Source organism: Streptomyces sp. NPDC002566 (assembly GCF_042889585.1).
In the GTDB taxonomy this organism is placed as follows: Bacteria; Actinomycetota; Actinomycetes; order Streptomycetales; family Streptomycetaceae; genus Streptomyces.
Map to the genome: position 1 here is coordinate 110,991 of NZ_JBIARD010000003.1, position 25,911 is coordinate 136,901.

Consider the following 25,911-nt stretch of genomic DNA (forward strand, 5'->3'; position numbering starts at 1 on the left):
GTGTGGGGGGCCGGGCGTGGGGGGCGGCGGTGCGTCAGAGGGGGCTGATCCGGAAGCGCGAGAAGACGGCGGCCCCGGCGTGTCCCGGCCGGTCCGGGGCGGCGGCGAACAGGCCGAGCAGCGCTCCGACCCAGCGCCAGGGGGTGGCGGCGAAGACGGGCCCGGAGGGGCGCATGCCGTCGCCGACGTCGGAGAAGAAGCGGCAGCGCGCGCCCTCGCCGATCTCGACGCGCAGCCGGGCCCGCCCGTCGGGCGCCGCCTGCCGCGGCACCGGCCGCGGATGGCCGGCGTCCCGCTCCCGGTCGGCGACGGCCTCGGCGAACCGGTGCACGAGGTGGACCGTCCCGTCGGTCCCCCGTTGCAGCCCGATCCACGAGAAGGCGTCGCCGAGGACCGCGAGTCCGGCCCGTGCGCCGGACTCCTCGGCGTGCAGGGTGAGTTCGACCTCCACGGCGCAGGGGTCGCCGGGCAGCCGCTGGGTGAGGACGTGCGGCAGGGTGCGCAGGTCGTGCACGGTGGGCGCGCTCACACAGGTCAGCCGCAGCCCGTCCCCCGAGTGGTGGGTGGCCCAGCCGTCGCGGGGGTTGGCCGTCCAGCTCCACTGGCGGCCGAAGCGTCCGCCGGGGAAGTCGTCGTCGGCGGCGGGCGCGGCGGGCGGCTGCGGGGGCAGGTCGGGCCGCCGGTGGACGGCGACGGGCGCGCCCTCGTCGCCGATCACCGGCCACTCCCCGCCGGGGCCCCAGCGCATCGGCTGGAGGTGGACGACCCTGCCGTACGCGCCACGCTGCTGGAAGTGCAGGAACCAGTCCTCGCCGGCCTGGGTGCGCACCCAGCCGCCCTGGTGGGGGCCGTTGACGCCGGTGTCCTTCTGCTCCAGGACGATCCGGTGCTCGTAGGGGCCGAAGAAGTCCCGGGAGCGTAAGGCTCCCTGCCAGCCGGTCTCCACTCCCCCGGCGGGCGCGAGGATCCAGTACCAGCCGTCGCGCCGGTAGAGCTTGGGGCCTTCGAGGGTGAACCAGCCGGGGATGCGGTCGCCGTCGACGACGACCTTGCCCTCGTCGAGCAAGGACGTCCCGTCGGGGTGCATCCGGCGGCCGGTGAGGCGGTTCTTCACGCCGGAGCGGGACCTGGCCCAGGCGTGCACGAGGTACGCCTCGCCGCTCTCCTCGTCCCACAGGGGGCAGGGGTCGATCAGTCCCTTGCCCTTCTTCACCAGGTGCGGCCGGGTCCAAGGGCCCCTGATCCCGGGCGCGTTGATCTGGAAGACGCCCTGGTCCGGGTCGCCCCAGAAGATCCAGAAGCGTTCGTCGTGGTACCGCAGGGAGGGCGCCCAGACGCCGCAGTCGGGCCGCGGGGAGGCGAACTCGCGGGCGGGTTGCAGGCGTTCGAGGGCGTGGCCGATCAGCGTCCAGTTGACCAGGTCGCGCGAGTGCAGCAGGGGCAGGCCGGGGGCGCGGCCGAAGCTGGAGGCGGTGAGGTAGTAGTCGCCGCCGACGCGCACGACGTCCGGGTCGGACCAGTCGGCGTTCAGCACCGGGTTGGTGTACGTCCCGCCGCTCACTGGCTGACCGCCTTCCGCACGAGGGAGGCCGCCTCGTCGCGGTCCAGGCGGCCGTCGGCGACTACGGTGACGAGCCGCCGGACGGCCGTCTCGCCGGGCGCGATCGCGAGCCGCCGCTCGCCGGCCAGGGAGGAGCCGACGCCCGGGTACTCGGCGGTGCGCACGAACCAGGGGTCGCGGCGGGTGGCGTCGGTGGCGCCCGCGAAGACGAGGGTCCAGTCCGCGCCGGTCAGGGCCAGCCAGTCGGCGCGCTCACCGTGGACGGCCGTCTCGCCGTCGGCCGCCGCGGTGAACACCTCGGGCGCCGTGGCCTCCTTGCGGGCGCGCCAGAAGAAGCCGCCGTAGGCGGCGCCGGGGCGTCCGTTGGTGGCGGGACTGCCGATGGTGACCGGGCCGGAGGTGACGTTGGTGAGGGAGAAGGTGAAGTCCAGTGCCCAGGCGGAGCCGGTGAGCTCCCCGGCGGCGACCGTGCGGCGCTCGCGCAGCAGCTCGGCCCCGGCGGCGACCCAGCGCAGCTCCTCCACCAGCCCGTCGGGGTCGCACAGCTGGAACGCGGTGTGCCGCTGGGAGCCGTGGTTGTCGAGCTCGGTGGGGCCCTGGTCGCGGACGTAGGTGCGTCCGCCCCAGAAGTTGAACCCCTCGACGTCGGGAACGGCGACACCGACGCCGAGGTGGTGGGTGTGGTCGGCGGGGCTCAGCTCGGTGACCGCCGTGCCGGCCAGGGTGGTCACGGGGTGCAGATAGGGGCGCGGGGAGAGCCGTGCGGGCAGCTCCGGCCGGGTGACGTACCGGCCGACGGGGCGGCCCGCGACGCGCAGGACGACCGGTGCGTCGGGTGCCGTCATCAAGTGCTCACCTCTTCGGGATGCGCGGGCGGGTACGTGGTGGTGCGCGCCCAGGGGGCGCCGAGCTCGGAGAACAGCGCGAGGGTGTCGGCGGCGGCCGCGACCAGCCCGTCGACGCCGGGGACGGCCCGGCGGCCCTCGCCGGGCACCGGACGCCAGGCGTCGTCGGGCAGCCGCACCGGGTCGGGGGCGACGCGGATCGCCTCGACGACCCGCATGAACGCCTCGGTCGCGGCCGGCGGGACGAGCAGCCCGGCGCCGTCGGTGAGATGGTCGACGAGGTTCTCCAGCAGGTCGGTGCGGCCGTGCTCGATCTCCTCGGGGCCGTGGCCGGCGCGCTGGACCAGGACGCGGTCCTGCTTGTACCAGTAGGTGATCCGGCCGCTGGTGCCGTGGACGAGGACGTACGGGTCGTCGGGGTCCTCGGCGCACAGGGTGGCCGCGACGACGAGGGGCAGGTCGCCGGCGGTGGTGACGCGGACGCAGGAGGTGTCGTCGGACTCGATGGCGTTGGCGTGCGCCAGCTCGGTCTCGATACGGGCGACGTCCTCGGCACGGGTGGCGCCGGCCAGGGCGAGGGCGGTGGCGACGGCGTGCGCGAGCGGGTTGGTGAGGGCGCCGTCGATGACGTCGACGCCGTTCAGCCGCCGCTTGCCGGCCCAGGGCGCGCGCCGGAAGTAGGTCTCCGCGCGGGCCCAGGCGCCGGCCCCGCCGACCCCGACGACCTCGCCGATCGCCCCCTCGTCGAGGAGCCGCCGGATCGCGGGCACAGCGTGCGAGCCGAGCGACTGGAAGCCGATCTGGCAGGCCACGCCCGCCGCGGCGACCCCGTCCGCCATCCGCCGGAACTCGGCGTACGACGGGGCCGGGGGCTTCTCCAGGAGCAGGTGCACGCCCTTGGCCGCCGCGGTCAGGGCCAGGTCGGTGTGGGTGGGGATCGGGGTGCAGATCACGGCGATCCGCGCGCCGGTGGAGTCGAGCAGCGCGCCGAAGTCGGCGGACTGCTCGGGCGTGCCGAGGCCCTCGGGGATCTCGTCCGGGGTGAGCGGGGTCAGCTCGCACACGCCCGCCAGGCGGACGACGCCCTTGTCCTGGAGCCGGCGGATGTTGTCCAGGTGCCAGCGGCCGTGGCCGCGCGCGCCCGCGAGGACGATGGGGACTGCGGTGTTCATGGGGTCCTCCCTGCGCCCGCGCCGGGCGCCGCCTCACGGGCGGCCGCCGCGGCGCCGTCGATCTTTCGGTGCAGGGTAGGCGTCCGGCCGGGGTGTGCCGTGCAAGCGCTCATCCCTTGACCGCCCCCGCGCTGAAGCCCGTGATCAGCCACTTCTGGATGAAGGCGAAGACGATCACCACGGGGACGGCGGCGATGATGCCGCCCGCGGCGAGCGCGCCCAGGTCGACGCTGTCGGCGCTCATCAGGGTGTTGAGGCCGACCGGGATGGTCTGCTTGTCCTGGTTGTTGAGGAACATCAGGGCGAACAGGAAGTGGTTCCAGGAGTGCACGAAGGCGAAGGAGCCGACGGCGATCAGACCGGGCCGCAGCAGCGGCAGCACGACGACCCGGAACGCCGTCAGACGGTTGCAGCCGTCGACCCAGGCCGCCTCCTCCAGCGAGTACGGCACGTTCTTGATGAAGTTGCTGATCAGGATGATCGACAGCGGCAGCTGGAAGACGGTCTCGGCGAGGATGACGCTGCCCAGCGAGTTGATCATCTTCAGTCCGGCGAAGATCTCGAACAGCGGGACCAGCAGCAGCGCGCCCGGCACGAACTGGGAGCAGAGCAGGGCCAGCATGAAGCCCTGCTTGACCTTGAAGTCGAAGCGGGCGAGGGCGTAGCCGCCGGCCAGCGCGACCACCGTCGTCATCACCAGGGTGGCGACGCCGACGAGCAGGCTGTTCTGGAAGTAGGTGCCGAAGCCCCGCTGCGTCCAGACCTTGTCGAAGTGGTCGAACGTCATCGGCCAGGGCACGAGCGAGGTCGAGCCGGGCGGGCGGAGCGCGAAGAGCAGGATCCAGTAGAAGGGGATCAGGGTGAAGACGAGGTAGACCGACAGGGGCAGGTAGATCTGCCAGCGCGGGACCTCGTCCCAGGAGCGGTCGCTGCCGCGCGGCCGCTGCTCGGGCGCGGCGGGCGCGCTCACGGGCGTGGGCGCCGGCACGGTGGCCTCCTTGGTGATCACTTGGCCTCCCTTCCGAACTTGCTCAGCCGCAGGTAGACCATGGAGCAGAAGAGCAGGACGACGAACGCGACCGTGGTCAGCGCGGACGCGTATCCGAAGTTGTGGGCGTCGACGCTGGTGTCGGCGATGTAGAGCGGGAGGGTGGTGGTCTCGCCCGCGGGGCCGCCGCCGGTCAGGGTGTAGAGCAGGTCGACGTTGTTGAACTCCCACACCGCGCGCAGCAGCGTGGACAGGACGATGGCGTCCTTCAGGTGGGGCAGCGTGATGTGCCGGAACTGCTGGAGCCGGGACGCCCCGTCGACCTCGGCGGCCTCGTACAGGTCCTTGGAGACGGACTGGAGGTCGGCGAGGATGAGGATCGCGAAGAAGGGCACGCCGCGCCACAGGTCGGCGACGATCGCCGCCGGGAAGACGGTGGAGGTGTCCGACAGCCAGCTGGTCCCGTACGAGCCGATGCCGACGTCGGCGAGGTAACGGGTGATGCCCGTCTGGGAGTTGTAGAGCAGTACCCAGATCGCGGAGGTCAGCACGCCGGAGACGGCCCAGGGGGAGAACACCAGGGCGCGGCCCAGGGCGCGGCCCACGAAGGTCTGGTTGACGATGAGGGCCAGGGCGAGGCCGAACATCAGCTGGAGTCCGACCTCGACGGAGACCCACTTGGCGCTGAAGGCCAGCGTGTCCCAGAAGACGGGGTCCTCGGTGAAGGCGTGGACGAAGTTGTCGAAGCCCGCGTAGCCGTTGCGCCACGGTTTGGTGGGGTTGTAGTTCTGCAGGCTGTAGTAGAAGACGCTGATGACCGGGTAGGCGATGAAGCCCAGCATGAGCAGGGCCGCCGGTGCGATCAGCAGGTACGGCAGTCTGCGGGGCGTGGCGGAGGCCCGGCGCCGCCTCGGTGGCGCGGGCCGCTTGGCCACGGCTGCGGCTTGGGCCATGACTCTTCTCCGTTCTGGTACGTGGTGCGTGCGCGTGCGTGGTGCCCCGCGTGTGGGGTGCGTGGGTCACGCGTGGCGCGGGAAGCGCTTTCTCGCTGCACATGGGTGTGCCGAGTTGTGCGCGTGGTGCGGCGTTTCAGCCCGCGTACGGGTCCTGCACCTTGCCCGGGCGGGCCAGGAACTCGAAGTCGCAGCCGGTGTCGGCCTGGGTGATCTGCTCGTTGTAGAGCGCGCCGTAACCGCGCTCGTAGCGCACGGGCGGCGGCGTCCACCGCGCCCGGCGGCGCTCCAGTTCCTCGTCGTCGACGTTGAGTTGAAGGGAGCGCGCCTCGACGTCCAGGGTGATCGAGTCCCCGGTGCGCACGAGGGCGAGGGGTCCGCCGACGTACGACTCGGGCGCCACGTGCAGGACGCAGGCGCCGTAACTGGTGCCGCTCATACGGGCGTCGGAGATGCGGACCATGTCCCGCACGCCCTGCTTGAGCAGGTGGTCGGGGATGGGGAGCATGCCGTACTCGGGCATGCCCGGGCCGCCCTTGGGGCCGGCGTTGCGCAGGACGAGCACGCTGTCGGCGGTGATGTCCAGCGCGGGGTCGTTGATGGTGCGCTGCATCGTCCGGTAGTCGTCGAAGACGACGGCGGGGCCGGTGTGCTTGAGCAGGTGCGGCTCGGCGGCGATGTGCTTGATGACGGCGCCGTCCGGGCAGAGGTTGCCGCGCAGGACGGCGACCCCGCCCTCGCTCGCGACCGGGTTGTCCCGGGTGCGGATGACGTCGTCGTCGTGCACCAGGGCGCCGGCGATCTGCTCGCGCAGGGTGTCGTGGGCGACGGTCGGGCGGTCCAGGTGGAGCAGGTCGGGGATCCGGGAGAGGAATCCGGGCAGGCCGCCCGCGAAGTGGAAGTCCTCCATCAGGTACTTCTGGCCGCCGGGGCGCACGTCGGCGAGGACGGGCACCGTGCGGGCGATGCGGTCGAAGTCGTCGAGGGTGAGCGCGGCGCCGGCCCGGCCCGCCATGGCGATGAGGTGGATCACCGCGTTGGTGGAGCCGCCGAGACCGAGGACGGTGGTGACGGCGTCGGTGAAGGCGTCCTGGGTGAGGATGTCGTTCAACGTCCGGCCCTTGTGGACCAGTTCGACGATGCGCAGGCCCGCCGCTGCGGCCATCCGGTCGTGTCCGGAGTCCACGGCGGGGATGCTCGACGCGCCCGGGACCGTCACTCCGAGCACCTCGGCGGCGGCGGTCAGCGTGGACGCCGTGCCCATGGTCATGCAGTGGCCGGGCGAGCGGGCGAGGCCGTTCTCCAGCTCGGCCATCTCGCAGTCGCCGATGAGGCCGGCCCGTCTGTCGTCCCAGTACTTCCACATGTCGGTGCCGGAGCCGAGGACCTCGCTGCGCCAGTGGCCCGGCAGCATCGGCCCGGCGGGCACGAACACGGTCGGCAGGTCGACGCTCGCCGCCCCCATCAGCAGGGCCGGGGTCGTCTTGTCGCAGCCGCCCATCAGCACCGCCCCGTCGACCGGGTAGGAGCGCAGCAGTTCCTCGGTCTCCATGGCGAGGAGGTTGCGGTAGAGCATGGGGGTCGGCTTCTGGAAGGTCTCGGACAGGGTCGAGACCGGGAACTCCAGCGGGAACCCGCCCGCCTGCCACACGCCCCGCTTGACCGCCTGCGCCCGGTCACGGAGGTGCACATGACAGGGGTTGATGTCCGACCAGGTGTTGAGGATCGCGATGACCGGCTTGCCGAGGTGCTCCTCGGGGAGGTAGCCGAGCTGGCGGGTGCGGGCGCGGTGGCTGAAGGAGCGTAAGCCGTCGGCGCCGTACCACTGGTGGCTGCGCAGCTCCTCGGGGCGCTTCCTGACGTCGTCGCTCATATGGACCACCCGGCGGCGATGGCGGCGACCTCGGCGCGCTCGCCCTCGGGCAGCGGCCGGCTCGGCGGGCGGACCTCGCGGCGGCACAGCCCGAGGGAGGCGAGGGCCTCCTTGACGACGGTGACGTTGTCGGCGGAGGCGTCGGCGGCGCGCAGCTCCTCGAAGCGGCGGATCTGCTCCCAGACCTTCATGGCGGCCGGGTAGTCGCCGGAGCGCAGCGCCTCGATCATGTTGAGGGAGACGGCCGGGGCCACGTTCACCAGGCCCGAGGTGAAACCGGTGGCGCCCGCGGAGAAGTAGGAGGGGGCGTAGGGCTCGGCCAGGCCGGCGACCCAGACGAACCGCTCAAGACCGGCGTCCCGCGCGAAGGCGGCGAAGCGGGCGGCGTCCGGCACGGCGTACTTCACGCCGATCACGTTCGGGCAGGCGTCGGCGAGTTCGGCGAGCCGAAGGCCCGCGAGCCGCGCGTTGCGGATGTAGGGCACGACGCCGAGCTCGGGCACCGCCTCGGCGACGGCGCGGTGGTAGTCGACCCAGCCGCTCTGCGACACATAGGGGTGGACGGGCTGGTGGACCATCACCATGCGCGCGCCCAGCTCACGGGCGTGGCGGGCGGAGGCGACGGCGGTGGGCACGTCGTGGCCGACGCCGGCCAGGACGACGGCCCGGTCGCCGGCCTCCTCGACGGTCAGTTCGGTGACCAGGCGGCGCTCCTCGGGGGTGAGGGCGTAGAACTCGCCGGTGTTGCCGTTGGGGGTGAGGGTGGTGATCCCGCCGTCGAGCAGCCTGCGCAGCAGGGCCCGGTGGGTGTCCCGGTCGACGGAGCCGTCCTCGGCGAAGGGGGTCACCGGGATCGCCACCACGTCGGCCAGGGCCGCCCGTTGGGTCTCGAACGCCACGCTGCTCATTGCCGGCCTTCCTGTCCCTGGGCCTCCCCGGCCTCGGGGAACGCCCGCCGTACGAACGACGCGATGTGCGCGTGCAGAGCGCTGGCCGCGCCGTCGGCGTCGCCCGCCAGCGCGAGCCGCAGGATCTCGCGGTGCTCGCCGGCCTCCCGCTCCCAGGAGGGGGAGGCGGCCCAGGCGACGGCGGAGACCAGGGCGGCCTGGTCGCGGACCTCGTCGAGCATCCGGCCGAGCAGCGGGTTGCCGCAGGGCAGGTAGAGGGCGCGGTGGAACTCCCGGTTGGCCAGGGAGCGTTCGGCGGTGTCGGCGGCCTCGTCGGCACGGGTCAGCGCCGAGCGGGCGGCGTCCAGGGGCGCCCCGCGCCGCACGGCCCGCTTCAGCGCCTCGGGTTCGAGGAGGAGCCGTACGTCGTAGACCTCGCGCGCCATGTCCGCGTCCACCATGCGCACCGTGACGCCCTTGTACTGGCTCATGACGACCAGTCCGGTGCCGGCGAGCGTCTTGAGCGCCTCCCGCACCGGGGTCTTGGAGACCCCGAACTGAGCGGCGAGCTCGGTCTCGACCAGCGCCTGACCTGGCGTCAGCTGCCCGGTGAGGATACGGCGTTTGATCTCCTCCAGCACGTACTGCGTGCGGGAGGGGATCGGCGTGGGCACAGAGGTCATGCGCGCCTCTCGGTGTCTGACGAGCTGTGTGACGTGCTGCGTGGCTGACGTGCGGTGTGGCGACGCGCGGCGTGGCTGACGCGCCGCGTCGGATCTCGTGTATCGCGTCTCATATATGACGTACGAAGTACGACGCGTTGAAGGTAGGAGCAGGCCGGGGTTTCGTCAATGCTTCCGGCAAAGGAAGTTGAGGAAGGGGCTGCCGCGCCGGCGGGGTCAGAGGGGGACGGTGTCGCCCTCGTGCGCGGAGCGGGTGGGGCCGCCGAACGCGGCGGCGGCCCGCGCGGCCGCGTTCTCACGGGTCAGCGTGGGCCCGACGTGGGTGACGACGAGTTCGCGCACACCGGCCTGCCGGGCCGTGTCCCCCGCGTCCTCCGGGGTCAGATGGACCTGTTCGCCGTCGCGATGCCGGTCGATGTCCGCCTCGCACAGGAACAGGTCCGCGCCGGAGGCCAGTTCGAAGAGCGCGGGGCACGGCCCGCTGTCCCCCGAGTACGCGAGGACGCTCCCCTGGCACTCGGCGCGCAGCCCGTACGCCTCGGTGTCGTGGGCCACCGCGCGGGAGGTGAGCTTGAGGTTCCAGTGCCGTACCGAGTGGCCGTCGTGCAGGGCCCTGAAGTCGAGGATGCCGGTCAGGAACCGGGCGTCCGGCTGCCCGAAGAAGGCGGCCAGCCGCCGCGCGCAGTCCCTCGGCGCGTACACGGGGACCGGCGCCGGCGGGGTGAGGCCGCCGAACGCGAACGCGTAGACGGCCGGGAGGAGATCGGCGCAGTGGTCGGCGTGCAGATGGGAGATCCAGATCGCGGTGAGCCGCCGCGGGTCGGTGTGCCGCTGCAACTCGGCGAACGTGCCCGTGCCCGCGTCCACCCACACCTCGGCGCCCCCGCCGCGCAGGAGATAGCCGGAGCAGGGGTGGCCCGGCCCCGGATGCGGAGAGGCGGTGCCGAGGACGGTGAGGCTGAGGGGCATGGTGGGGAGCGTACGTTTCAGCACGGCGCGAAGCGCCGCGATCACCTCCCTCTACGTCGTGCTCATGGGTGCGTCTACGCGATGCGTCTACGCGTACGCAGCCGGAGCGCTCACGGCGTCCAGTCCGGGTCGCGGCCGCTCAGGCCGACGGCGCGGGCGAGCAGCGGGGCGTCCGGCGGGACGGGGACGACGGGGCCGAAGATCCCGCTGCCGTCGTCGCCGGCCTCCTCGGCGGCGGCCCGCAGGAACGCGTGGGAGGCGCGCAGCGCCGCCGGGTCGGGCGCGTAGCGCTGGCCGGTGGCCCGGGCGAGGTCCCAGCCGTGGACGACGAGTTCGTCGGCGGCGACGGCGCCGGCGACCTCGCCGGGCAGGTCGACGCCGCCCGCGCGGGTCATGCCGGTCCAGGCGGCGGGGTCCCGCCAGGCCTCGGCGAGCGCGTCGAGCGCCGCCGGCAGCTCCTCGCGCCAGCCGGGCGGGAGGTCCGGCAGGGTCGTACCGGGGTCCGTGTCGGTCGTGGCGCCCAGGTCCTTGCATGCGGCGTCCCGGAAAGCGACGGCGAGGTGCCCGAGATGGCCGAGCAGGTTCCGCACGGCGTACCGCGGGCAGGGCGTGCGCCCGTCGAGCTGCTCGTCCCGGACGTCCGCGGCGAGCCGCGCGACGATACGGGCCTGAGGTGCGAGGTCGAGTGTGGTGGCGATGTCGGTCATATGGGGTGGACCGCGCGGAGGCGGGAAACTCATCGCTCCGCGCGGACGTTCGTGCCCCATGCCCCCGGCCCCCCCTGCGGGGGGCGTGGGCTTCAGAGCGCGCCGAGGGCCTTCCGGGTCGTCTCCAGGTCGGCGTCGGACGCCAGGCCCGCGTGGTAGAGGCGGAGCTCGGTGGCTCCGAGGTCGCGCGCGCGGGCCGCGCCGGCCGCGAGGCCGCCGGGGTCGCCGCCCATGCCGGAGACGATCGGGAAGTTGGCGGCGAGCACCGCCCCGTCGCGGCCCTGCTCGGCGAAGGGTGTGATCAGGCCGGGGCCGTCCGCGCAGGGGACGACCACACCGTCCGCGACGGACAGGATGTGCGCGGGGTCCACGCCCGGGTTGGCGCCGACGTGGTACGTCACCGGGTCGGCGTGCAGCAGCACCTGGAAGCCCTCGGGGGCCTCGGCGCGGACGGCGGCCACCGCCGCCTCCTGGAGCGTGCGGGCGGTCTCGTCGCGCCACGCGCGTGTGACCCTCGCCGTCTCCTGCCCGAGGAGCTTCTCGACGCCCGCCCAGCCGTCGTCGTCGTCGGGGGCACCCTGCCACAGCGGCTCCAGCGCGGTGCGCACCGAGTCCGCCAGCAGGTCGGGGTCCAGGCCCCGGCCGGCGTAGCCCTCCCGGCAGGACGGGCAGAAGCAGAGCGCCATCAGGTACATGCCGGCGTCCCCGAGGGCGACCCCGGACGTCTTGTCGTGGGCGTGCAGGTGCTGGAGGCCGTACCAGCCGAGGGACTCCAGCTCGGTGCCCGCCGCGCCGGGCCGTACGGCGGCCTCGGCGGCCAGGTCGACGAGGTACGCGCGCGTGGCGGGCTGCGCGATGCACGGGGCCCACGGGTAGCGGTCGCCGTAGGCGTTGACGACCGAGGTGCCGGGGTGCTCGGCGCCGAGGCGGGAGTTGTGCGCGAGGACCACCCAGGTGTGCACCTCCAGGCCGGCCCGCTCCAGGGCGGTGGCGGCCTCGCCGTAGGCGTCGCCCGGGGCCCAGTCGCCGGCCGGGTGGGGCCGCAGGGCGCGGCCCGCCCAGCGCGGGCCGGCCGGGTCCGTCGGGTACAGCACGGCGGCGTGCTCGGCAGTGACGATGCGGTGGCGGGGGTGGCGCGGGGTGAGGGCGCGGGTGGAGTGGTAGGCGGCGGCGAGCGTCGCCTGCCGTACGCCGAGCGCGGCGATCCGCTCGGGCGCCTCCGGATCCCCGTTGACGTCCCAGGGATAGACGAAAGCCGACGCCTTCACCGGTCCTCCTCCAGCAGCGCGTGTCCGCGCTCGATCACTGCGGCGAGCTGCTTGACATGGTCCTCGTGCGGTTCGTGCAGCGGCGGGCGCACCTCGCCGACGTCGAGGCCGCGCAACCGCACACCCGCCTTGACCAGGGAGACGGCGTAGCCGCGGCCGAGGGCGCGCAGCTCGACGAGGGGCCGGTAGAAGCCGTCCAGCAGGCGGTGGACGACGGCCAGGTCGCCCGCGGTGAGCGCCCGGTGGAAGGCCAGGGCGATCTCGGGCGCGAAGCAGAACACGGCCGAGGAGTAGAGGGTGACGCCGATGCCGTGGTAGGCGAGCTGGGTCTGTTCCGCGGTGGGCAGGCCGTTGAAGTAGAGGAAGTCGCCGGGGACCTCGCTGCGGACGGCGCTGACGACGCGCTGCATGAGGTCGAGGTCGCCGACGCCGTCCTTGAGGCCGATGATCCCCTCGGTGCGGGCGAGTCGGACGGCGGCCGCGGGGGTGAGGACGGCGTTGTCGCGCTGGTAGACGATGACGGGGAGTTCGGTGGCGGCGGCGAGTTCGCGGTAGTGGCGCAGCAGCCCTTCCTGGGCGGCGACGACGAGGTAGGGCGGCATCGCGAGCAGTCCGTCGGCGCCGGCGTCCCGCGCGAGCCGTGCGTAGCGGACGGCGAGCGCGGTCCCGTACCCGGCGCCCGCGACCACGGGCACCCGCCCGCCCGTCTCCTCCACGGCCGCCCGGACGCACGTCTGGAACTCCTCCGGGGTGAGCGCGTGGAACTCACCGGTGCCGCAGCAGGCGAAGACGGCCGCCGCGCCGGCCTCCACCCCGCGACGCACGTGCTCCCGGTAGACGTCGAGGGCGACGGAGCCGTCGGGGCCGAAGGCGGTGACGGGGAAGAACAGCGGTCCGCTGGGGACGCGAAGGCGTGCGGCGAGCGGAGCTGACGCTGACGTCACGGACTCTCCCTGAGGCGACGCGTGCATTGTTATGACCGGCATCCACATCTCTGAACGCAGTTCACCCTAGGGAGCCGATCAGGCCCGGTCAAGCGCACGGACGGCGACACGAGAGGAGACTTGTCGACTCGGCACCCCCTTGACGGAGGTCGGGCGAGATCCCTAGCGTGTCCACGCATGTGAATGACGTCCACAGACTCGGCCATGAGTTCCAAGGAGACCCGAGGATGCCCGCTCCGCGCACGATCTTGCTCACCGGCGCCGCCGGTGGCCTCGGCACCCTCATGCGAGAGCTGCTCCCCGCCTACGGCTACGAGCTGCGCCTTCTCGACGTGCGTCCCGTCGAGGGCGCGCCGGACGCGATCACCGCGGACCTCGCCGACCTGGACGCGCTGCGGGAGGCCGTGCGGGGCGTCGACGCGATCATCCACCTCGCGGGCATCTCCCTGGAAGCCCCCTTCGAGAAGATCCTCAAGGCGAACATCGAGGGGACGTACCACCTGTATGAGGCCGCCCGCCAGGAGGGCGTCGGGCGCGTGGTGTTCGCCTCCTCCAACCACGCGGTCGGCTTCACCCCCCGGCCCGAGGGCGACGCCCCCCTCCCGCCGGAGTCGCTGATCCCGGTCCACACCCCGCGCCGCCCGGACACCTTCTACGGCCTGTCCAAGTCCTTCGGCGAGGACCTCGCCCAGTTCTACTGGGACAAGCACGGCGTGGAGACGGTGTCGGTGCGGATCGGCTCCTGCTTCGCCGAGCCGACCAACGTGCGCATGCTGTCGGTGTGGCTGAGCCCGGCCGACGGCGCCCGCCTCTTCCACGCCGCGCTCACCGCCCAGGGCGTGGGCCACACGGTGGTCTACGGCTCCTCCGCCAACACGCGTCTGTGGTGGGACCTCACCAGCGCGCGGGCCCTCGGCTACGAGCCGCAGGACGACTCCGAGCCGTACGCCGAGAAGCTGATCGCCGAACAGGGCGAACCGGATCCGTCCAACCCCGCCCACACCCACCTGGGCGGCCCCTTCGTGACCGACCCCCCGATCTGGCCGTACTGACAGCGGCGGAGCCCGCGGAGAACGGCCTCCTCGGCTGAACGAGATCGAACGGGGACGGTAAGGGAACGGTAAAACGGCCTCGCTCGTTCTCCTGGCATGACAGCTATGACCCCCGGCTCGAACATCCCCCTCACCGCCCCCCGCGTGGCGGTCGACGTCACCGCCCCCGTGCGCCTCGACGTCTCGGGCCTGCTGCTCACCGCCGACGGCAAGGTGCGCTCCGACGACGACTTCATCTTCTACAACCAGCCGAGCGGCCCCGGCGTGACCTACCGCTCCGGCGGCGGCGCGGCCCCCGACGCGATCACGGTCGACACCTCCGCGGTCCCGCCGGGCATCGAGAAGATCGTCGTCACGGCGAGCCCCGACGCCGCCGGACAGACGTTCCGGGGCATCGAACCGACGGCCACCATCCGCAACGCCGACGACCACAGCGTCCTGGCGACGTTCACGCCCCCGCAGCTGGGCGACGAGACGGCGCTGCTGGTCGTGGAGATCTACCTGCGCAACGGCGCGTGGAAGGCCCGCGCGGTGGGCCAGGGGTACGCCGACGGTCTGGCCGGCATCGCCACCGACTTCGGCGTCACGGTAGAGGAACCGGCTACGCCGCCCCAGCCGGCGGCGCCCACCGTCCCCGCGGCGCCCGCAGCCCCCGCCGTCACCGCGCCGCCGATGCCGCAGGCGCCGCCTCCCGTACCCCCTACGCCGGCCGCCGGCACCGGCAAGATCAACCTCGACAAGGGCCGCGTCAGCCTCCAGAAGAACCAGACCGTCTCCCTCATGAAGGGCGGCCAGCCCCTGCTGTCGCAGGTCAGGATGGGCCTCGGCTGGGAGCCGGCGTACCGGGGCCGGGACATCGACCTCGATGCCTCGGTCATCGCGTACGGCCCGCAGCGCAATCACATCGACAGCTGCTACTTCGGCAAGCTGAGCATCGTCAACGGCGCGATCAAGCACTCCGGTGACAACCTCACCGGCGAGGGCGGCGGGGACGACGAGGTGATCGCCGTCGACCTGGGCCGGCTCCCGCAGGAGGTGACCGGCCTGGTCTTCACCGTCAACTCGTTCTCCGGGCAGAAGTTCACCGAGGTGGCCAAGGCCTACTGCCGTCTGCTGGACGCCACGACCGGCGAGGAGCTGGTCCGCTTCGACCTCACCGGCGCGGAGCCGCAGACGGGCGTGATGATGGCGAAGCTGATCCGCCAGTTCTCCGGTGAGTGGGAGATGACGGCGATGGGCGAGTTCGTGAAGGCCCGGACGGTACGGAACATGGTGAAGCCGGCCGCCCAGGCGCTCTGAACGCGGGCCCCCGCCCGATCACACCCGCTCCCGACCACACCCCGCCCGATCACACCCCGCACGGCAGCCGCGGGCGCGCTCCCCGACGGCGCGCCCGCCGCCCGCCTCAGCGCCCCGGCCGCAGTCCCTCCGTCAGCAGCGTGACGTACCGCCGGATGCTGTCGCCGCCCCCGTCGGTCAGTTCCGCCGCCGTCGCCAGGCCGTGCGCCAGCCGCAGCAGTTCCATGGGGGTGACGTCCGCCCGCAGGGCCCCCTCCCGCTGCGCCGCTTCCACCAGCCGGGCCGCCGCCTCCGTCACGCTCGTCGCGCACGCCGGGACCGCACGGCCGCCGCCGTCCGTGACGGCTGAGCCCAACAGCGCCTTCAAGCCGCGGACCTGGAGCGTGCCGGCGCACAGGTCGATCAGCCACGCCACCAGCGCCTCCCCCGGCGGGAGCCGCGCGCCGAGTTCGTCCGCGCGGACCGCGAACGCCTCGATCCGGTCGACGTAGGCAGCCTCCAGCAGCGTCTGACGCGTCGGGAAGTGCCGGTACAGCGTGCCCGAGCCGACGCCCGCGCGCTTGGCGATGTCGTCGAGGGACGCGCCCTCCCCGTGTTCGGCGAAGGCCTGGGCGGCCGCCTCCAGCAACCGCTCGTAGTTGCGGCGGGCGTCCGCGCGCATGGGTCTGGCCCGCGTCATACCGCGCCTCCTCTTCAGGGACCGGCGTCAGCCGCCCTGCTGGGAGCGGGCCTTGAAGGCGGCCTTGCGGGCCTCCTTGGCGACGCGCTTGTCGGGGTGGAGGCGGCCCATCGCCTCCAGCACGTCCACAGTGGCCGGGTGCTCGACCCGCCAGGCCGCGGCGAAGAACCCGCTGTGCTGCTGGGCCAGCCCCTCGACCAGCGCCTGGAGTTCCTCGGAGTTGCCCTCGGCGGCGAGCTGGGCGGCCAGGGTGTCGATGGTGAGCCAGAAGATCATCGCCTCTGACGGCGGCGGAACGTCGGTCGCGCCCAGCTCGGTCAGCCAGACCCGGGCCAGACCGCCGAGTTCGGCGTCGTCCAGGACCTCCCGCACGGCCGGTTCGGCCTGGTCCCCGACCAGGGACAGGGCCTGCTGGCAGCGCAGCCGGCGCAGCGGCGCTCCCGTGTCGGAGCCCCTGGCGGCGGCGAGCAACTCGCGCGCGGCGGCGAGGGGTTCGCGGCGGGCGAGCCAGTGCTCGGTCTCGGCACGGGCGGCCTGCGGACCGTACCCGGCGCTGCCGTCGAGGAGGGCGTCGGCGCCCTTGTCGGCGAGGTCGCCGACGGCGGGCGCGGTGAAGCCGGCCTCCAGCAGCCGCGCTCGCAGCCCGTACAGGCCGAGCGGGGTGAGGCGCACCATGCCGTAGCGGGCGACCTCGATGTCGTCGGCCGAGGCGGCGGCCCCCTCCCCCGAGCCACCGGCCCCGCCGGACCCCCCGGAACCCTCAGCCCCCGCGGTCCCGCCGCTCTCGTCGGCGTCCCGCATCAGCGCCTCGTCGACGGGCCGGTAGGAGACGAGGCCGATCGGCTCCAGCAGGCGGAACTGGTCGTCGAGGCGCATCATCGCGTCGGAGATCTGCTCCAGCATGTCGTTGCTGGGCTCGGCCGCGTCACCGGGGACGATCATGGAGGCGGCGAGCGCGGGCAGCGGGACGGCCGCGTCGCCGGGGCCGTCCTCGCCGACGGTGAGCAGGTAGAGGTTGCCGAGCACGCCGTCGAGGAAGGCGGCCTCCCGCTCGGGGTCGAAGTCCAGCTGGGAGAAGTCGACATGACCGCCGTCGGCGTCCATGGCGTCGATCAGGTCGTCGAGGTCGGGCACGCTCGCGTCGGCGAGGACCGTCTCCAGCGCGGCGAGCCAGACGGCGAGCACGTCGTGCGGGGAACCGCCGGTCAGCAGGGCGAGTTCCTCGCCGGGGGCGACGGCGCCGTTCTCCTCGTCGGTGATCTCGACAAGACCGGTGTCCACCGCCACCCGCCACGCCTCGCTCGCGCAGGCGGCGGCGTCGTCGCCGGTGAGGCCGAGGAGTTCGGCGGCGGCCGGAAGCTGTTCGTCGACGAGTCCGCCCCCGGCGTCGACGAGGGTGCCGGGCCCGGCCCAGCGGGCGAGGCGGGCGGCCCGGGCGAGCAACGGGGTCGACAGCGCGTCGCGCGCCAGCTCCGCTTCGGAGATCAGCCGTACGGGCGGCAGGGGCGAGCTGTCTGACATCGGCTGGTTCTCCTCGAAACGCGTGGTGCCACTCAGTCGCTCAGCCTAGACGGATATCCACCCATGCCGCCCGGTTCATCTGCCGGACGGCATCCGTACATGGCCGAAACCTTGACAACTGGCCGGAGCAGGCAGGAGATTGACGCGCGTAGAAGTTGGGGGGACAGGTGTTCACTGATCTTTCTCCGCGCGTCCGTCCGCGCCCACGCCTCACCCTCGTCCCGGCGCTCATGCACGTCCCCCGGAGGGAATCCGTTGCCTAGCAGGTCTTCCGCGCGCCTCGCCGCGCTCACCGTCGCCGCCGTCTGCTCCGCGGCGTCCGCCGTCGCCATCGCCTCGCCCGCGCACGCCGACGCCGTGCGCATCCACGACATCCAGGGAACCACCCGGATATCCCCGTACGCCGGTCAGCAGGTCACCGACGTCACCGGAATCGTCACCGGGGTGCGCTCCTACGGCTCCTCCAGAGGCTTCTGGATCCAGGACCCGTCCCCGGACGCCGACCCCGCCACCAGCGAGGGCGTCTTCGTCTTCACCAGCTCCGCGCCCAAGGTCGCCGTGGGTGACTCCGTCACCGTGAACGGCACGGTCTCGGAGTTCGTCCCCGGCGGCGCCTCGACCGGCAACCAGTCGGTGACGGAGATCGTGCGGCCGACGGTCACCGTCGTCTCCAGCGGCAACCCGGTCCCGTCCGCCGTGGTCGTGGACGCCGGGTCGGTCCCGAACAAGTACGCCCCGGAGGGCGACCCGGCCGCGAACGGCTCGGTGAACGGCCTGACGCTGAAGCCGCGGAAGTACGCCCTGGACTACTACGAGTCCCTCGAAGGCCAGAACATCCGGGTCAAGGACACCCGGGTGGTCGGCGCGACCGACCCGTACACCGAGCTGTGGGTCACGGTGAAGCCGCAGGAGAACGCCAACCCCAGCGGCGGCACGGTCTACGGCTCGTACAAGCAGCAGAACACGGGCCGGCTGCAGATCCAGTCGCTCGGCGCGGTGGCCGCCTTCCCGAAGGCGAACGTCGGCGACGTGCTCGCGGGCGTGACCGAAGGGCCCCTGGACTACAACCAGTTCGGCGGGTACACCCTGGTCGGCAACCGGATCGGCACGCTGGAGAGCGCCGGCTTGCAGCGTGAGACCACGCGCAAGCAGGGCGAGCGCGAGCTGGCCGTGGCGACGTACAACGTCGAGAACCTCGACCCGGGCGACACGACCTTCGCCGCGCACGCCGCCGCGATCGTGCAGCACCTGCAGTCGCCCGACATCGTGTCCCTGGAGGAGATCCAGGACGACAACGGCGCGAAGAACGACGGCACGGTGACCGCCGGGCAGACGGTGCGCAAGCTGATCGACGCGATCGTCGCCGCGGGCGGCCCGCGCTACGACTGGCGCTCCGTCGACCCGGTGAACAACGCCGACGGCGGGGAGCCGGGCGGCAACATCCGCCAGGTCTTCCTGTTCAACCCGGAGCGGGTCTCCTTCACCGACCGCGCCGGCGGCGACGCCACGACCGCGGCCGGCGTCACCGGGGTCCGCGGCAAGGCGGCCCTGACGGTCTCCCCCGGCCGCATCGACCCGGCGAACACCGCCTTCAACTCCAGCCGCAAGCCGCTGGTCGGCGAGTTCGTCTTCCAGGGCCGCACGGTCTTCGTGATCGCCAACCACTTCAACTCCAAGGGCGGCGACCAGGGTCTGACCTCGCAGTACCAGCCGGCGGCGCGCAGCTCGGAGGTCCAGCGCCACCAGCAGGCGGCCCTGGTCAACGGGTTCGTGAAGGACATCCTGGACACCGAGCGCAAGGCGAACGTCATCGCGCTCGGCGACATCAACGACTTCGAGTTCTCCGGCACCGCGGACGTCCTCGAAGGCGACGGCGAGCTGTGGTCGGCGATCAAGTCGCTGCCGAGGGAGGAGCGTTACTCCTACGTCTACCAGGGCAACAGCCAGGTCCTCGACCAGATCCTGGTCAGCCCGGCGATCCGGCGCGGGGTCTTCGAGTACGACAGCGTGCACGTGAACTCGGAGTTCCACGACCAGATCAGCGACCACGACCCGCAGGTGCTGCGCTTCCAGCCGTAGGCGGCGGCCGGCACAGGCCGGCGGGGCCGGCCGGACACACGGTTCGGCCGGCCCCGGGTTTCCGGCCGGGCAAACCCGGTCTGCGCGCGGTTCGCGGCCCCGTTTCGGGAGACACGCAGGTCATGGACGAGGATTCGCAGGAGGCGGGGCGTGCTCCCGGCCGGTTGCCCGCCCGTTCGTGGTGGGCGGTGACCCGGCGCACGGCGAAGGAACTGCTCGACGACGAACTCTCCGACCGGGCCGCCGCGTTGACGTACTACGGCGTGCTGTCGCTGTTCCCGGCGCTGCTGGTGATGGTGTCCGCGCTGGGCGTGGTCGGCCGCCGCGCCACCGACGCCATCCTCGACAACATAGGGGAGCTGACACCGGGGCCGGCCCGGGACATCCTGCGCGACTCGGTGGTCCAGCTCGGCGACAGCGGCGGCACGAGCGGCGTGCTGGCGATCGCCGGCCTGCTCGCCGCGCTGTGGTCGGCGTCCGGCTACGTCGCCGCGTTCATCCGGGCGTCGAACGCGGTGTACGACCTGCCGGAGGGCCGGCCGGTGTGGAAGCTGACGCCGCTGCGCCTCGCGCTGACCGTGACGCTGATGCTGATGCTGGCGGCGAGCGCGCTCATCGTCGTCTTCACCGGGCCGCTGGCCGAGCGGGCGGGCAGGCTGGTGGGGGCCGGCGACGCGGCGATCGCGGTGTGGGGCGTGGCCAAGTGGCCGGTGCTGCTGCTCCTCGTCGTGCTGATGATCGCCCTGCTGTACTGGGCCGCTCCCAACGTCCGTGGCCGCGGCTTTCGTTGGGTCTCCCCCGGCAGTTTCGTCGCCACCCTCATCTGGCTCGTCGCCTCGGGCGGGTTCGCGCTCTACGCGGCCAACTTCTCGCTCTACAACCGGACGTACGGCACTCTCGCGGGGGCCGTCGTCTTCCTGGTGTGGCTGTGGCTGAGCAATCTGGCGATCCTGCTGGGGCTGGAGTTCGACGCGGAGCTGGCGCGGGAGCGGGCGATCGTGTGCGGCGGGCGGGAACGGGAGGAGACCGAGGCCCCGTACACCGAGCCGTACGTGGAGCCGCGGGACACCCGGAAGTGGCCGGCCTGGCTGCGCACGACGTGGGCGGCGGCCCGGCGCGGCCGCTCGGCCCCGCCGCCCTCGGCGCCGTCGGCCTGAGGGCGCGGACGCGCGACCAGCGCAGCACACCGCGCGACCGGCCCGGCACACACGGAAGGGCCCGGCACCCACACGGGGTGCCGGGCCCTTCCGTCCTGCCGCCGTCACAGGAAGCCGTCAGCGGCGGGCCGCCCGGCGCCGCCCCATGACACCCGCCGTGAGGAGTACCGCGCCCGCCACCGCGGCGACGATCATCGGACGCGGATGCTGCCGGGCGAACCGCGCCGGGGCGCGCATCGCCTCGGGCATGCCGCGGCCCGCGCGGGACGTCGTCTCCTGCAGGCCGTGCCGTGCGTGCACGGCCTTGTCCTGGGCGGTGAGAGCGGCCTCCCTGGCCCTGCTCTGGACGGCGTGGCCCGCCAGCCCCGCCTTCTCCTGGACCGTATGACCGGCCCGTCCCGCGCCGTCCTGCACCGCGTGCGTCGCGCGCCCGGCCCTGCTCTGCACGGTGTGGGTCGCGCGGCCGGCCTTCTCCTGCACGGTGTGGCCCGCCTGGGCCGCTGTGCTGCGGAGCTGGACCGTCATCGCGCCCGCGCGGTCCCTGAGGTCCGCCGCCCGCGCGCGGGCCCGTCCGCGAAGGTCCGTCTTCGCCGCCAACTCCTCTACCGTGTGGCCGAGTTGGCTGCGCGTCTCGGCGATCTGTCGGCGCAGCTCCGCCGCCGTGGTCCTGTCCGTCATCGATGCGCCCTTTCCCTGATCTCCTCGACGTCGGCCTTGACACTGCCGATGGTTTCCTCGGGGGTGGGGGGCGTGGCCCGGCGCAGCTGGCTGCGGCCGGTCACGGCCAGCACGGCGGCGATCGCGAACAGCACCGCCGTCACGATGAGCGCCGCCGCCCAGAGGGGCAGCACGAGCGAGAGCGCGGCGACGCCCGTCCCGGCGAGCCCGAGCAGACCCGCGTAGGCGAACGCGCCCGCACCGCCGAGCATTCCGCCGCCGCGCCCCGCGCGACGGCCCTTCTCGGTCAGCTCCTCCTTGGCGAGGGCGAGTTCCTGCCGCACGAGCTGGGAGAGCTGTTCGCCGGCCTGGTTCACGAGTTCGCCGACCGTGTGGTGCCCGTCGTGGACGGGCCGGATGTCCGTGGTCCCGGTCACGCTGTTCCGCCTCCTCTCGGTCCGGACCCTCCGGGTACCCGCACGCGCCGGGCGCTACCCCTGCCCGCCCATGCCTCTCACCATGCAGCAGCGCTAATCTTTATCCCGTAGCAGATTTAAGTGGAGCTTCACTCCTGCCTGGCCGAAGCTACCCGTATGACAACCGGACTCCCGCACAGCCCCGTTCCTCCCTTCGGCCGCGCCCTCTGCGCGATGATCACGCCCTTCACGGAGTCGGGGGTGCTCGACCTCGACGGCGCGCAGCGGCTCGCCGACCGGCTGGTCACGCACGGCTGCGACGGGCTCGTGCTGTCGGGGACGACGGGCGAGTCCCCGACCACGTCGGACACGGAGAAGGCGGAGCTGGTCCGGGCGGTGCGCGAGGCCGTCGGCGACGGGGTGCCGCTGGTGGCGGGCGTGACCACCGCCGACACCCGGCACACCGTCGATCTCGCCCTGTCCGCCGGGAAGGCCGGCGCGGACGGCGTCCTCGTCGCCGCCCCCTACTACAGCAGACCCCCGCAGGACGCCCTGGAGGCCCACTTCCGCGAGGTCGCGGACGCCTGCGGGCTGCCGGTGATGCTGTACGACGTGCCCGGCCGCACCGGCGTGCGCATCGCGCCGGAGACGATGATCCGGCTCGCGGAGCACCCGGGGATCGTGGCGGTGAAGGACTGCTCCAGCGACCTCCTGGGCGTCCAGAAGATCCTGGCCCGCACCCGACTGGCGTACTACGCGGGCTGCGACGAGCAGATCCTCGCCCTGTACGCGGTGGGCGCGGCCGGCTACGTCAGCACGGTAGCCAACGTGGCCCCGCGCCGGCTCCGCTCGATCCTGGACGCGTTCGACCGGGGCGACACCCGCGAGGCCGCCCGGCTCCAGCTGCGCGCGCTGGACCTCATCGAGGCGATGATGGCCACCGACCTGCCCGGCACGGTCACCGCCAAGGCCCTCCTGACCTCCCTCGCCCTCCCCTCCGGCGCGCTCCGCCCCCCGCTGCTCCCCGCCACCCCGGAAACGACCCGCGCCCTCCGAGCGGCCTACGACCACCTCATGACGAGCCCGGAGTAGGAGGCCGCACCGGCCGGCGCGGCCGCGAGAAACAGCGAGAGCGCCCCTCAGCCAAAAGCCGAGGGGCGCTCTCCACCACCGACGCGAAGCGTCTCAGTTGTGGCTGTGCAGGATCTCGTTCAGGCCGCCCCAGACCGCGTTGTTCGGGCGGGCCTCGACCGCGCCGGTGACCGAGTTGCGGCGGAAGAGGATGTTCGAGGCGCCGGAGAGGTCGCGGGCCTTGACGATCTGGCCGTCGGGCATGGTCACCCGGGTGCCCGCCGTGACGTAGAGGCCCGCCTCGACGACGCACTCGTCGCCCAGCGCGATGCCGACGCCCGCCTCCGCGCCGACCAGGCAGCGCTCGCCGATGGAGATGATCACGTTGCCGCCGCCGGAGAGCGTGCCCATCGTGGACGCGCCGCCGCCGATGTCGGAGCCGTCGCCCACGACGACGCCCGCGGAGATGCGGCCCTCGACCATGGACGTGCCGAGCGTGCCGGCGTTGAAGTTCACGAAGCCCTCGTGCATGACCGTGGTGCCATCGGCGAGGTGTGCGCCCAGGCGGACGCGGTCCGCGTCGGCGATGCGGACGCCCTTGGGGGCCACGTAGTCCGTCATGCGCGGGAACTTGTCGATCGAGGTCACCTGGAGGTGCAGGCCCTCGGCGCGCGCGTTCAGACGGACCTTCTCGACGTCGTCCACGGCGACCGGGCCGAGAGACGTCCACGCGACGTTGGCCAGGTGGCCGAACATGCCGTCCAGGCTCTGGCCGTGCGGCTTGACCAGGCGGTGGGAGAGCAGGTGGAGCCGCAGGTAGACGTCGTGCGCGTCGAGCGGCTTGTCGTCGAGGGAGGCGATGACCGTGCGGACCGCGACGACCTCGACGCCCCGGCGGGCGTCCGGGCCGACGGCCTTGGCCGCGCCCTCGCCGAGCAGCTCCACGGCCTTCTCGGGAGAGAGGCGCTCGGTGCCGGCCGGACCGGGCTCGGCGGTGAGCTCGGGCGCGGGGAACCAGGTGTCGAGAACGGTGCCGTCGGCGGCGAGCGTGGCGAGCCCGGCGGCCGCGGCGCCGGTGGTGCGAGGAGCAGTCGTTTCGGTCATGAGCGCAACCTAACCGGCAAGCCCCACCCGAGGCCAACCTGCCGCCCGGCGTCTCAGGTGGCGGTCGGGGCGGGCGCGGGTCCGCTTCGGCGGCGCCGTGCGCGTCCCGACCGCCACCGCGCGGGCCGGCCCGCCCACAAGTGCCCCTGTATGAGAAACCGTTATGGAAACCGCTCGCTGAAACGGCTGCTCACCAGCCACACGTTCCACTAATGTTTCACCGTTCACATACCGGGCCTTCGCAGCCGCGGCCGCCGACACGAGCGCCGCTGGAGGAACAGCGCATGCCAGACAACAAGTCCCGGCCTTCCCCGGAGCAACCCTGGGGGAACGGTTGGGCCCCGGAAAGCTCCCGGGCTCCCGGAACGCGACGGCTGTGGCTGGCCGGCGCTCTCGCCGTGGCCACCGTGGTGGCCTGCGTGACGGCGATATCCGTGACCGAAAAGGCCAACGACAAGCAGTCGGCCGCCCGTCAGGGCCGGACGACGTCCGACAAGGAGACGACCTCGGGGCTGATCTCTTTCGCCACACCCTCGGCGAGCGGATCCCCTTCGGCGTCCGCGTCGGCCGGGAGCCCCTCGCCGTCCGCGTCCGCTTCGGCGTCGGCCTCGCCGTCCGCCTCGGGGTCGCCCCGGCCGCAGGGGAGTTCGTCGCCCCGCCCGTCCACCGCCCCCGCCCCGCAGGCGCCGCCGGTCAAGGACGTGCCCGCGCCGCGGCCGGCGAGCAACCGCAAGTCGGTGCAGTCGGTCAACTACCCCGACCGCTACTGGCGCGCGAGCGGCGGCCTGGTGCGGCTCGAACAGAGCGGCGGCTCGGAGTTCCGCGAGGACGCCTCCTTCGACGTCGTGGCGGGCCTGTCCAACAGCTCCTGCTACTCGTTCAGGACGGCCGACGGCACGTATCTGCGCCACCGCAACTTCGTGCTGCGCGCGGAACGCAACGACGGCTCGAACCTGTTCTCCCAGGACGCCACCTTCTGCCCCAACTGGTCGCCCTACTCGGGCTCCATGACGCTGCGTTCGGTCAACTACCCCGACCGCGCGCTGCGGCACCAGAACATGCAGCTGCGTCTGGACCAGTACGGCTACAACACCCGCGGGAGCGAGGACTTCGCGTTCCGCCTCGTCGACGGTCTCGCCTGAGCGGACCGTCACCCGCACACACGTGTGGCCCCCGGCGATTCCCGCCGGGGGCCACACGCGTCACCGCACTCCTCAGACGTTGAAGCCGAGCGCCCGAAGCTGCTCGCGGCCGTCGTCGGTGATCTTGTCCGGGCCCCACGGCGGCATCCAGACCCAGTTGATGCGCAGCTCGTTGACGAGGCCGTCCGTGGCGGACTTCGCCTGGTCCTCGATGACGTCCGTCAGCGGGCAGGCCGCGGAGGTCAGGGTCATGTCGATCGTCGCGATGTTCGCGTCGTCGATGTGAATGCCGTAGATGAGGCCGAGGTTGACGACGTCGATGCCCAGCTCGGGGTCGACGACGTCGTACAGCGCCTCGCGGACCTCGTCCTCCGAGGCCGGCTTCATCTCCAGGGTCTCGCTCATGCCGTCTTCCTTTCGGCGTCGGCGCCCAGCGCCTGGGCCGTCGCGTCCTTCCACGCCATCCAGCTGAGGAGGGCGCACTTGACCCGGGCCGGGTACTTGGAGACGCCGGCGAACGCGACCGCGTCCTCCAGCACCTCCTCCATCGCGTCGTCCGGCTCGATCCTGCCCTTGGACTGCATCAGCTCCAGGAAGGTCTCCTGGATCCGGTGCGCCTCGGACAGCTCCTTGCCGACGAGGAGTTCGTTCAGCACGGACGCGCTCGCCTGGCTGATGGAGCAGCCCTGGCCCTCGTACGAGACGTCCTCGATCTTCGTGCCGGCGTACTTCACCCGCAGGGTGATCTCGTCGCCGCAGGTCGGGTTCACGTGGTGCACCTCGGCGTCGCCGTCGCGCAGACCACGCCCGTGCGGGTGCTTGTAGTGGTCCAGGATGACTTCCTGGTACATGGAGTCCAGCTTCATGCGCTCGCTCGCCAACCC

26 protein-coding genes are annotated in these 25,911 nt (G+C 72.9%); 6 read left to right on the forward strand and 20 right to left on the reverse strand.

What is annotated here, in order from left to right:
• Positions 1–34 precede the first annotated feature (34 nt).
• The 12 genes from ACFYXA_RS13300 to ACFYXA_RS13355 all read right to left on the reverse strand — a co-directional run bounded on the left by ACFYXA_RS13300 (position 35) and on the right by ACFYXA_RS13355 (position 12,877).
• Entirely contained in the window at positions 35–1,561 is a 1,527-nt protein-coding gene (locus ACFYXA_RS13300; RefSeq protein ID WP_389031968.1) for a family 43 glycosylhydrolase, read from the reverse strand.
• Entirely contained in the window at positions 1,558–2,406 is an 849-nt protein-coding gene (locus ACFYXA_RS13305; RefSeq protein ID WP_352247612.1) for a PmoA family protein, read from the reverse strand. Before ACFYXA_RS13305 ends, ACFYXA_RS13300 begins: the two co-directional genes overlap by 4 nt.
• A complete protein-coding gene (locus ACFYXA_RS13310; RefSeq protein ID WP_352247611.1) occupies positions 2,406–3,578 on the reverse strand; it encodes a Gfo/Idh/MocA family oxidoreductase in 1,173 nt (390 codons plus the stop codon). The genes ACFYXA_RS13305 and ACFYXA_RS13310 overlap by 1 nt, the downstream gene beginning before the upstream one ends.
• Positions 3,579–3,687: 109 nt before the next feature.
• Complete coding sequence (locus ACFYXA_RS13315; protein ID WP_352247610.1) at positions 3,688–4,587, reverse strand: carbohydrate ABC transporter permease; 900 nt, start codon at positions 4,585–4,587, stop codon at positions 3,688–3,690.
• Positions 4,584–5,519 (reverse strand): sugar ABC transporter permease, encoded by a 936-nt coding sequence (locus ACFYXA_RS13320; RefSeq protein WP_352247609.1) that lies wholly within the window; start codon positions 5,517–5,519, stop codon positions 4,584–4,586. Before ACFYXA_RS13320 ends, ACFYXA_RS13315 begins: the two co-directional genes overlap by 4 nt.
• Before the next feature lie 136 nt (positions 5,520–5,655).
• Positions 5,656–7,392: an L-arabinonate dehydratase gene (araD, locus tag ACFYXA_RS13325; RefSeq protein ID WP_389031974.1), complete on the reverse strand. Its 1,737-nt coding sequence runs from the start codon at positions 7,390–7,392 to the stop codon at positions 5,656–5,658.
• A complete protein-coding gene (locus ACFYXA_RS13330) occupies positions 7,389–8,300 on the reverse strand; it encodes a dihydrodipicolinate synthase family protein (protein WP_389031977.1) in 912 nt (303 codons plus the stop codon). Before ACFYXA_RS13330 ends, araD begins: the two co-directional genes overlap by 4 nt.
• The gene (locus ACFYXA_RS13335; RefSeq protein WP_352247606.1) at positions 8,297–8,962 is read right to left on the reverse strand and encodes a GntR family transcriptional regulator; all 666 of its coding nucleotides are present in this window, start codon (positions 8,960–8,962) and stop codon (positions 8,297–8,299) included. Before ACFYXA_RS13335 ends, ACFYXA_RS13330 begins: the two co-directional genes overlap by 4 nt.
• Positions 8,963–9,178: 216 nt before the next feature.
• Positions 9,179–9,931 carry an MBL fold metallo-hydrolase gene (locus tag ACFYXA_RS13340; protein WP_352247605.1) on the reverse strand — a complete coding sequence of 251 codons (753 nt, stop codon included), beginning with the start codon at positions 9,929–9,931 and terminating at the stop codon, positions 9,179–9,181.
• 110 nt (positions 9,932–10,041) lie between these two features.
• Positions 10,042–10,638 (reverse strand): TIGR03086 family metal-binding protein, encoded by a 597-nt coding sequence (locus ACFYXA_RS13345; protein WP_389031982.1) that lies wholly within the window; start codon positions 10,636–10,638, stop codon positions 10,042–10,044.
• Positions 10,639–10,730: 92 nt separating this feature from the next.
• Positions 10,731–11,906, reverse strand: coding sequence for a hypothetical protein (locus ACFYXA_RS13350; RefSeq protein ID WP_389031985.1), 1,176 nt, complete (start codon positions 11,904–11,906; stop codon positions 10,731–10,733).
• On the reverse strand, positions 11,903–12,877 hold the full coding sequence (locus tag ACFYXA_RS13355) for a 5-dehydro-4-deoxyglucarate dehydratase (protein WP_389031988.1): 975 nt from the start codon (positions 12,875–12,877) through the stop codon (positions 11,903–11,905). Before ACFYXA_RS13355 ends, ACFYXA_RS13350 begins: the two co-directional genes overlap by 4 nt.
• 200 nt (positions 12,878–13,077) lie before the next feature.
• Here ACFYXA_RS13355 and ACFYXA_RS13360 point away from each other — a divergent pair, with 200 nt between their 5' ends.
• A complete protein-coding gene (locus ACFYXA_RS13360) occupies positions 13,078–13,902 on the forward strand; it encodes an NAD(P)-dependent oxidoreductase (protein WP_352247602.1) in 825 nt (274 codons plus the stop codon).
• A gap of 105 nt (positions 13,903–14,007) precedes the next feature.
• A complete protein-coding gene (locus tag ACFYXA_RS13365) occupies positions 14,008–15,201 on the forward strand; it encodes a TerD family protein (RefSeq protein WP_389033372.1) in 1,194 nt (397 codons plus the stop codon).
• A gap of 106 nt (positions 15,202–15,307) precedes the next feature.
• Here the strand turns inward: ACFYXA_RS13365 and ACFYXA_RS13370 are convergent, their stop codons facing one another.
• Complete coding sequence (locus tag ACFYXA_RS13370; RefSeq protein WP_389031992.1) at positions 15,308–15,880, reverse strand: TetR/AcrR family transcriptional regulator; 573 nt, start codon at positions 15,878–15,880, stop codon at positions 15,308–15,310.
• Positions 15,881–15,907: 27 nt separating this feature from the next.
• Positions 15,908–17,401: a hypothetical protein gene (locus ACFYXA_RS13375; protein ID WP_389031995.1), complete on the reverse strand. Its 1,494-nt coding sequence runs from the start codon at positions 17,399–17,401 to the stop codon at positions 15,908–15,910.
• Positions 17,402–17,656: 255 nt separating this feature from the next.
• Between ACFYXA_RS13375 and ACFYXA_RS13380 the strand changes: the two genes are divergently transcribed.
• Both ACFYXA_RS13380 and ACFYXA_RS13385 read left to right on the forward strand, forming a co-directional pair.
• Positions 17,657–19,480 carry an endonuclease/exonuclease/phosphatase family protein gene (locus ACFYXA_RS13380; RefSeq protein WP_389031998.1) on the forward strand — a complete coding sequence of 608 codons (1,824 nt, stop codon included), beginning with the start codon at positions 17,657–17,659 and terminating at the stop codon, positions 19,478–19,480.
• Between the two features lie 122 nt (positions 19,481–19,602).
• Positions 19,603–20,637 (forward strand): YihY/virulence factor BrkB family protein, encoded by a 1,035-nt coding sequence (locus ACFYXA_RS13385; RefSeq protein WP_389032001.1) that lies wholly within the window; start codon positions 19,603–19,605, stop codon positions 20,635–20,637.
• 117 nt (positions 20,638–20,754) lie between these two features.
• Here ACFYXA_RS13385 and ACFYXA_RS13390 read toward each other — a convergent pair whose 3' ends face one another.
• Both ACFYXA_RS13390 and ACFYXA_RS13395 read right to left on the reverse strand, forming a co-directional pair.
• Entirely contained in the window at positions 20,755–21,315 is a 561-nt protein-coding gene (locus ACFYXA_RS13390) for a DUF3618 domain-containing protein (protein WP_389032005.1), read from the reverse strand.
• On the reverse strand, positions 21,312–21,731 hold the full coding sequence (locus ACFYXA_RS13395) for a phage holin family protein (protein ID WP_389032008.1): 420 nt from the start codon (positions 21,729–21,731) through the stop codon (positions 21,312–21,314). Before ACFYXA_RS13395 ends, ACFYXA_RS13390 begins: the two co-directional genes overlap by 4 nt.
• A gap of 156 nt (positions 21,732–21,887) precedes the next feature.
• On the opposite strand from ACFYXA_RS13395, the gene dapA reads away from it, so the two are divergent.
• Complete coding sequence (dapA, locus tag ACFYXA_RS13400) at positions 21,888–22,802, forward strand: 4-hydroxy-tetrahydrodipicolinate synthase (RefSeq protein WP_389032011.1); 915 nt, start codon at positions 21,888–21,890, stop codon at positions 22,800–22,802.
• 93 nt (positions 22,803–22,895) lie between these two features.
• Here the strand turns inward: dapA and dapD are convergent, their stop codons facing one another.
• Both dapD and ACFYXA_RS13410 read right to left on the reverse strand, forming a co-directional pair.
• Complete coding sequence (dapD, locus tag ACFYXA_RS13405) at positions 22,896–23,885, reverse strand: 2,3,4,5-tetrahydropyridine-2,6-dicarboxylate N-succinyltransferase (RefSeq protein WP_352247593.1); 990 nt, start codon at positions 23,883–23,885, stop codon at positions 22,896–22,898.
• 472 nt (positions 23,886–24,357) lie between these two features.
• Positions 24,358–24,582 carry a hypothetical protein gene (locus tag ACFYXA_RS13410; RefSeq protein WP_352247592.1) on the reverse strand — a complete coding sequence of 75 codons (225 nt, stop codon included), beginning with the start codon at positions 24,580–24,582 and terminating at the stop codon, positions 24,358–24,360.
• 4 nt (positions 24,583–24,586) lie between these two features.
• Between ACFYXA_RS13410 and ACFYXA_RS13415 the strand changes: the two genes are divergently transcribed.
• Positions 24,587–25,027: an AbfB domain-containing protein gene (locus tag ACFYXA_RS13415; protein WP_352247591.1), complete on the forward strand. Its 441-nt coding sequence runs from the start codon at positions 24,587–24,589 to the stop codon at positions 25,025–25,027.
• 72 nt (positions 25,028–25,099) lie between these two features.
• Here ACFYXA_RS13415 and ACFYXA_RS13420 read toward each other — a convergent pair whose 3' ends face one another.
• The gene (locus ACFYXA_RS13420) at positions 25,100–25,432 is read right to left on the reverse strand and encodes a metal-sulfur cluster assembly factor (RefSeq protein WP_352247590.1); all 333 of its coding nucleotides are present in this window, start codon (positions 25,430–25,432) and stop codon (positions 25,100–25,102) included.
• Positions 25,429–25,893, reverse strand: a complete 465-nt coding sequence (gene sufU / locus ACFYXA_RS13425) for a Fe-S cluster assembly sulfur transfer protein SufU (protein WP_130437395.1) — start codon at positions 25,891–25,893, stop codon at positions 25,429–25,431. Before sufU ends, ACFYXA_RS13420 begins: the two co-directional genes overlap by 4 nt.
• Between the last annotated feature and the right edge of the window lie 18 nt (positions 25,894–25,911).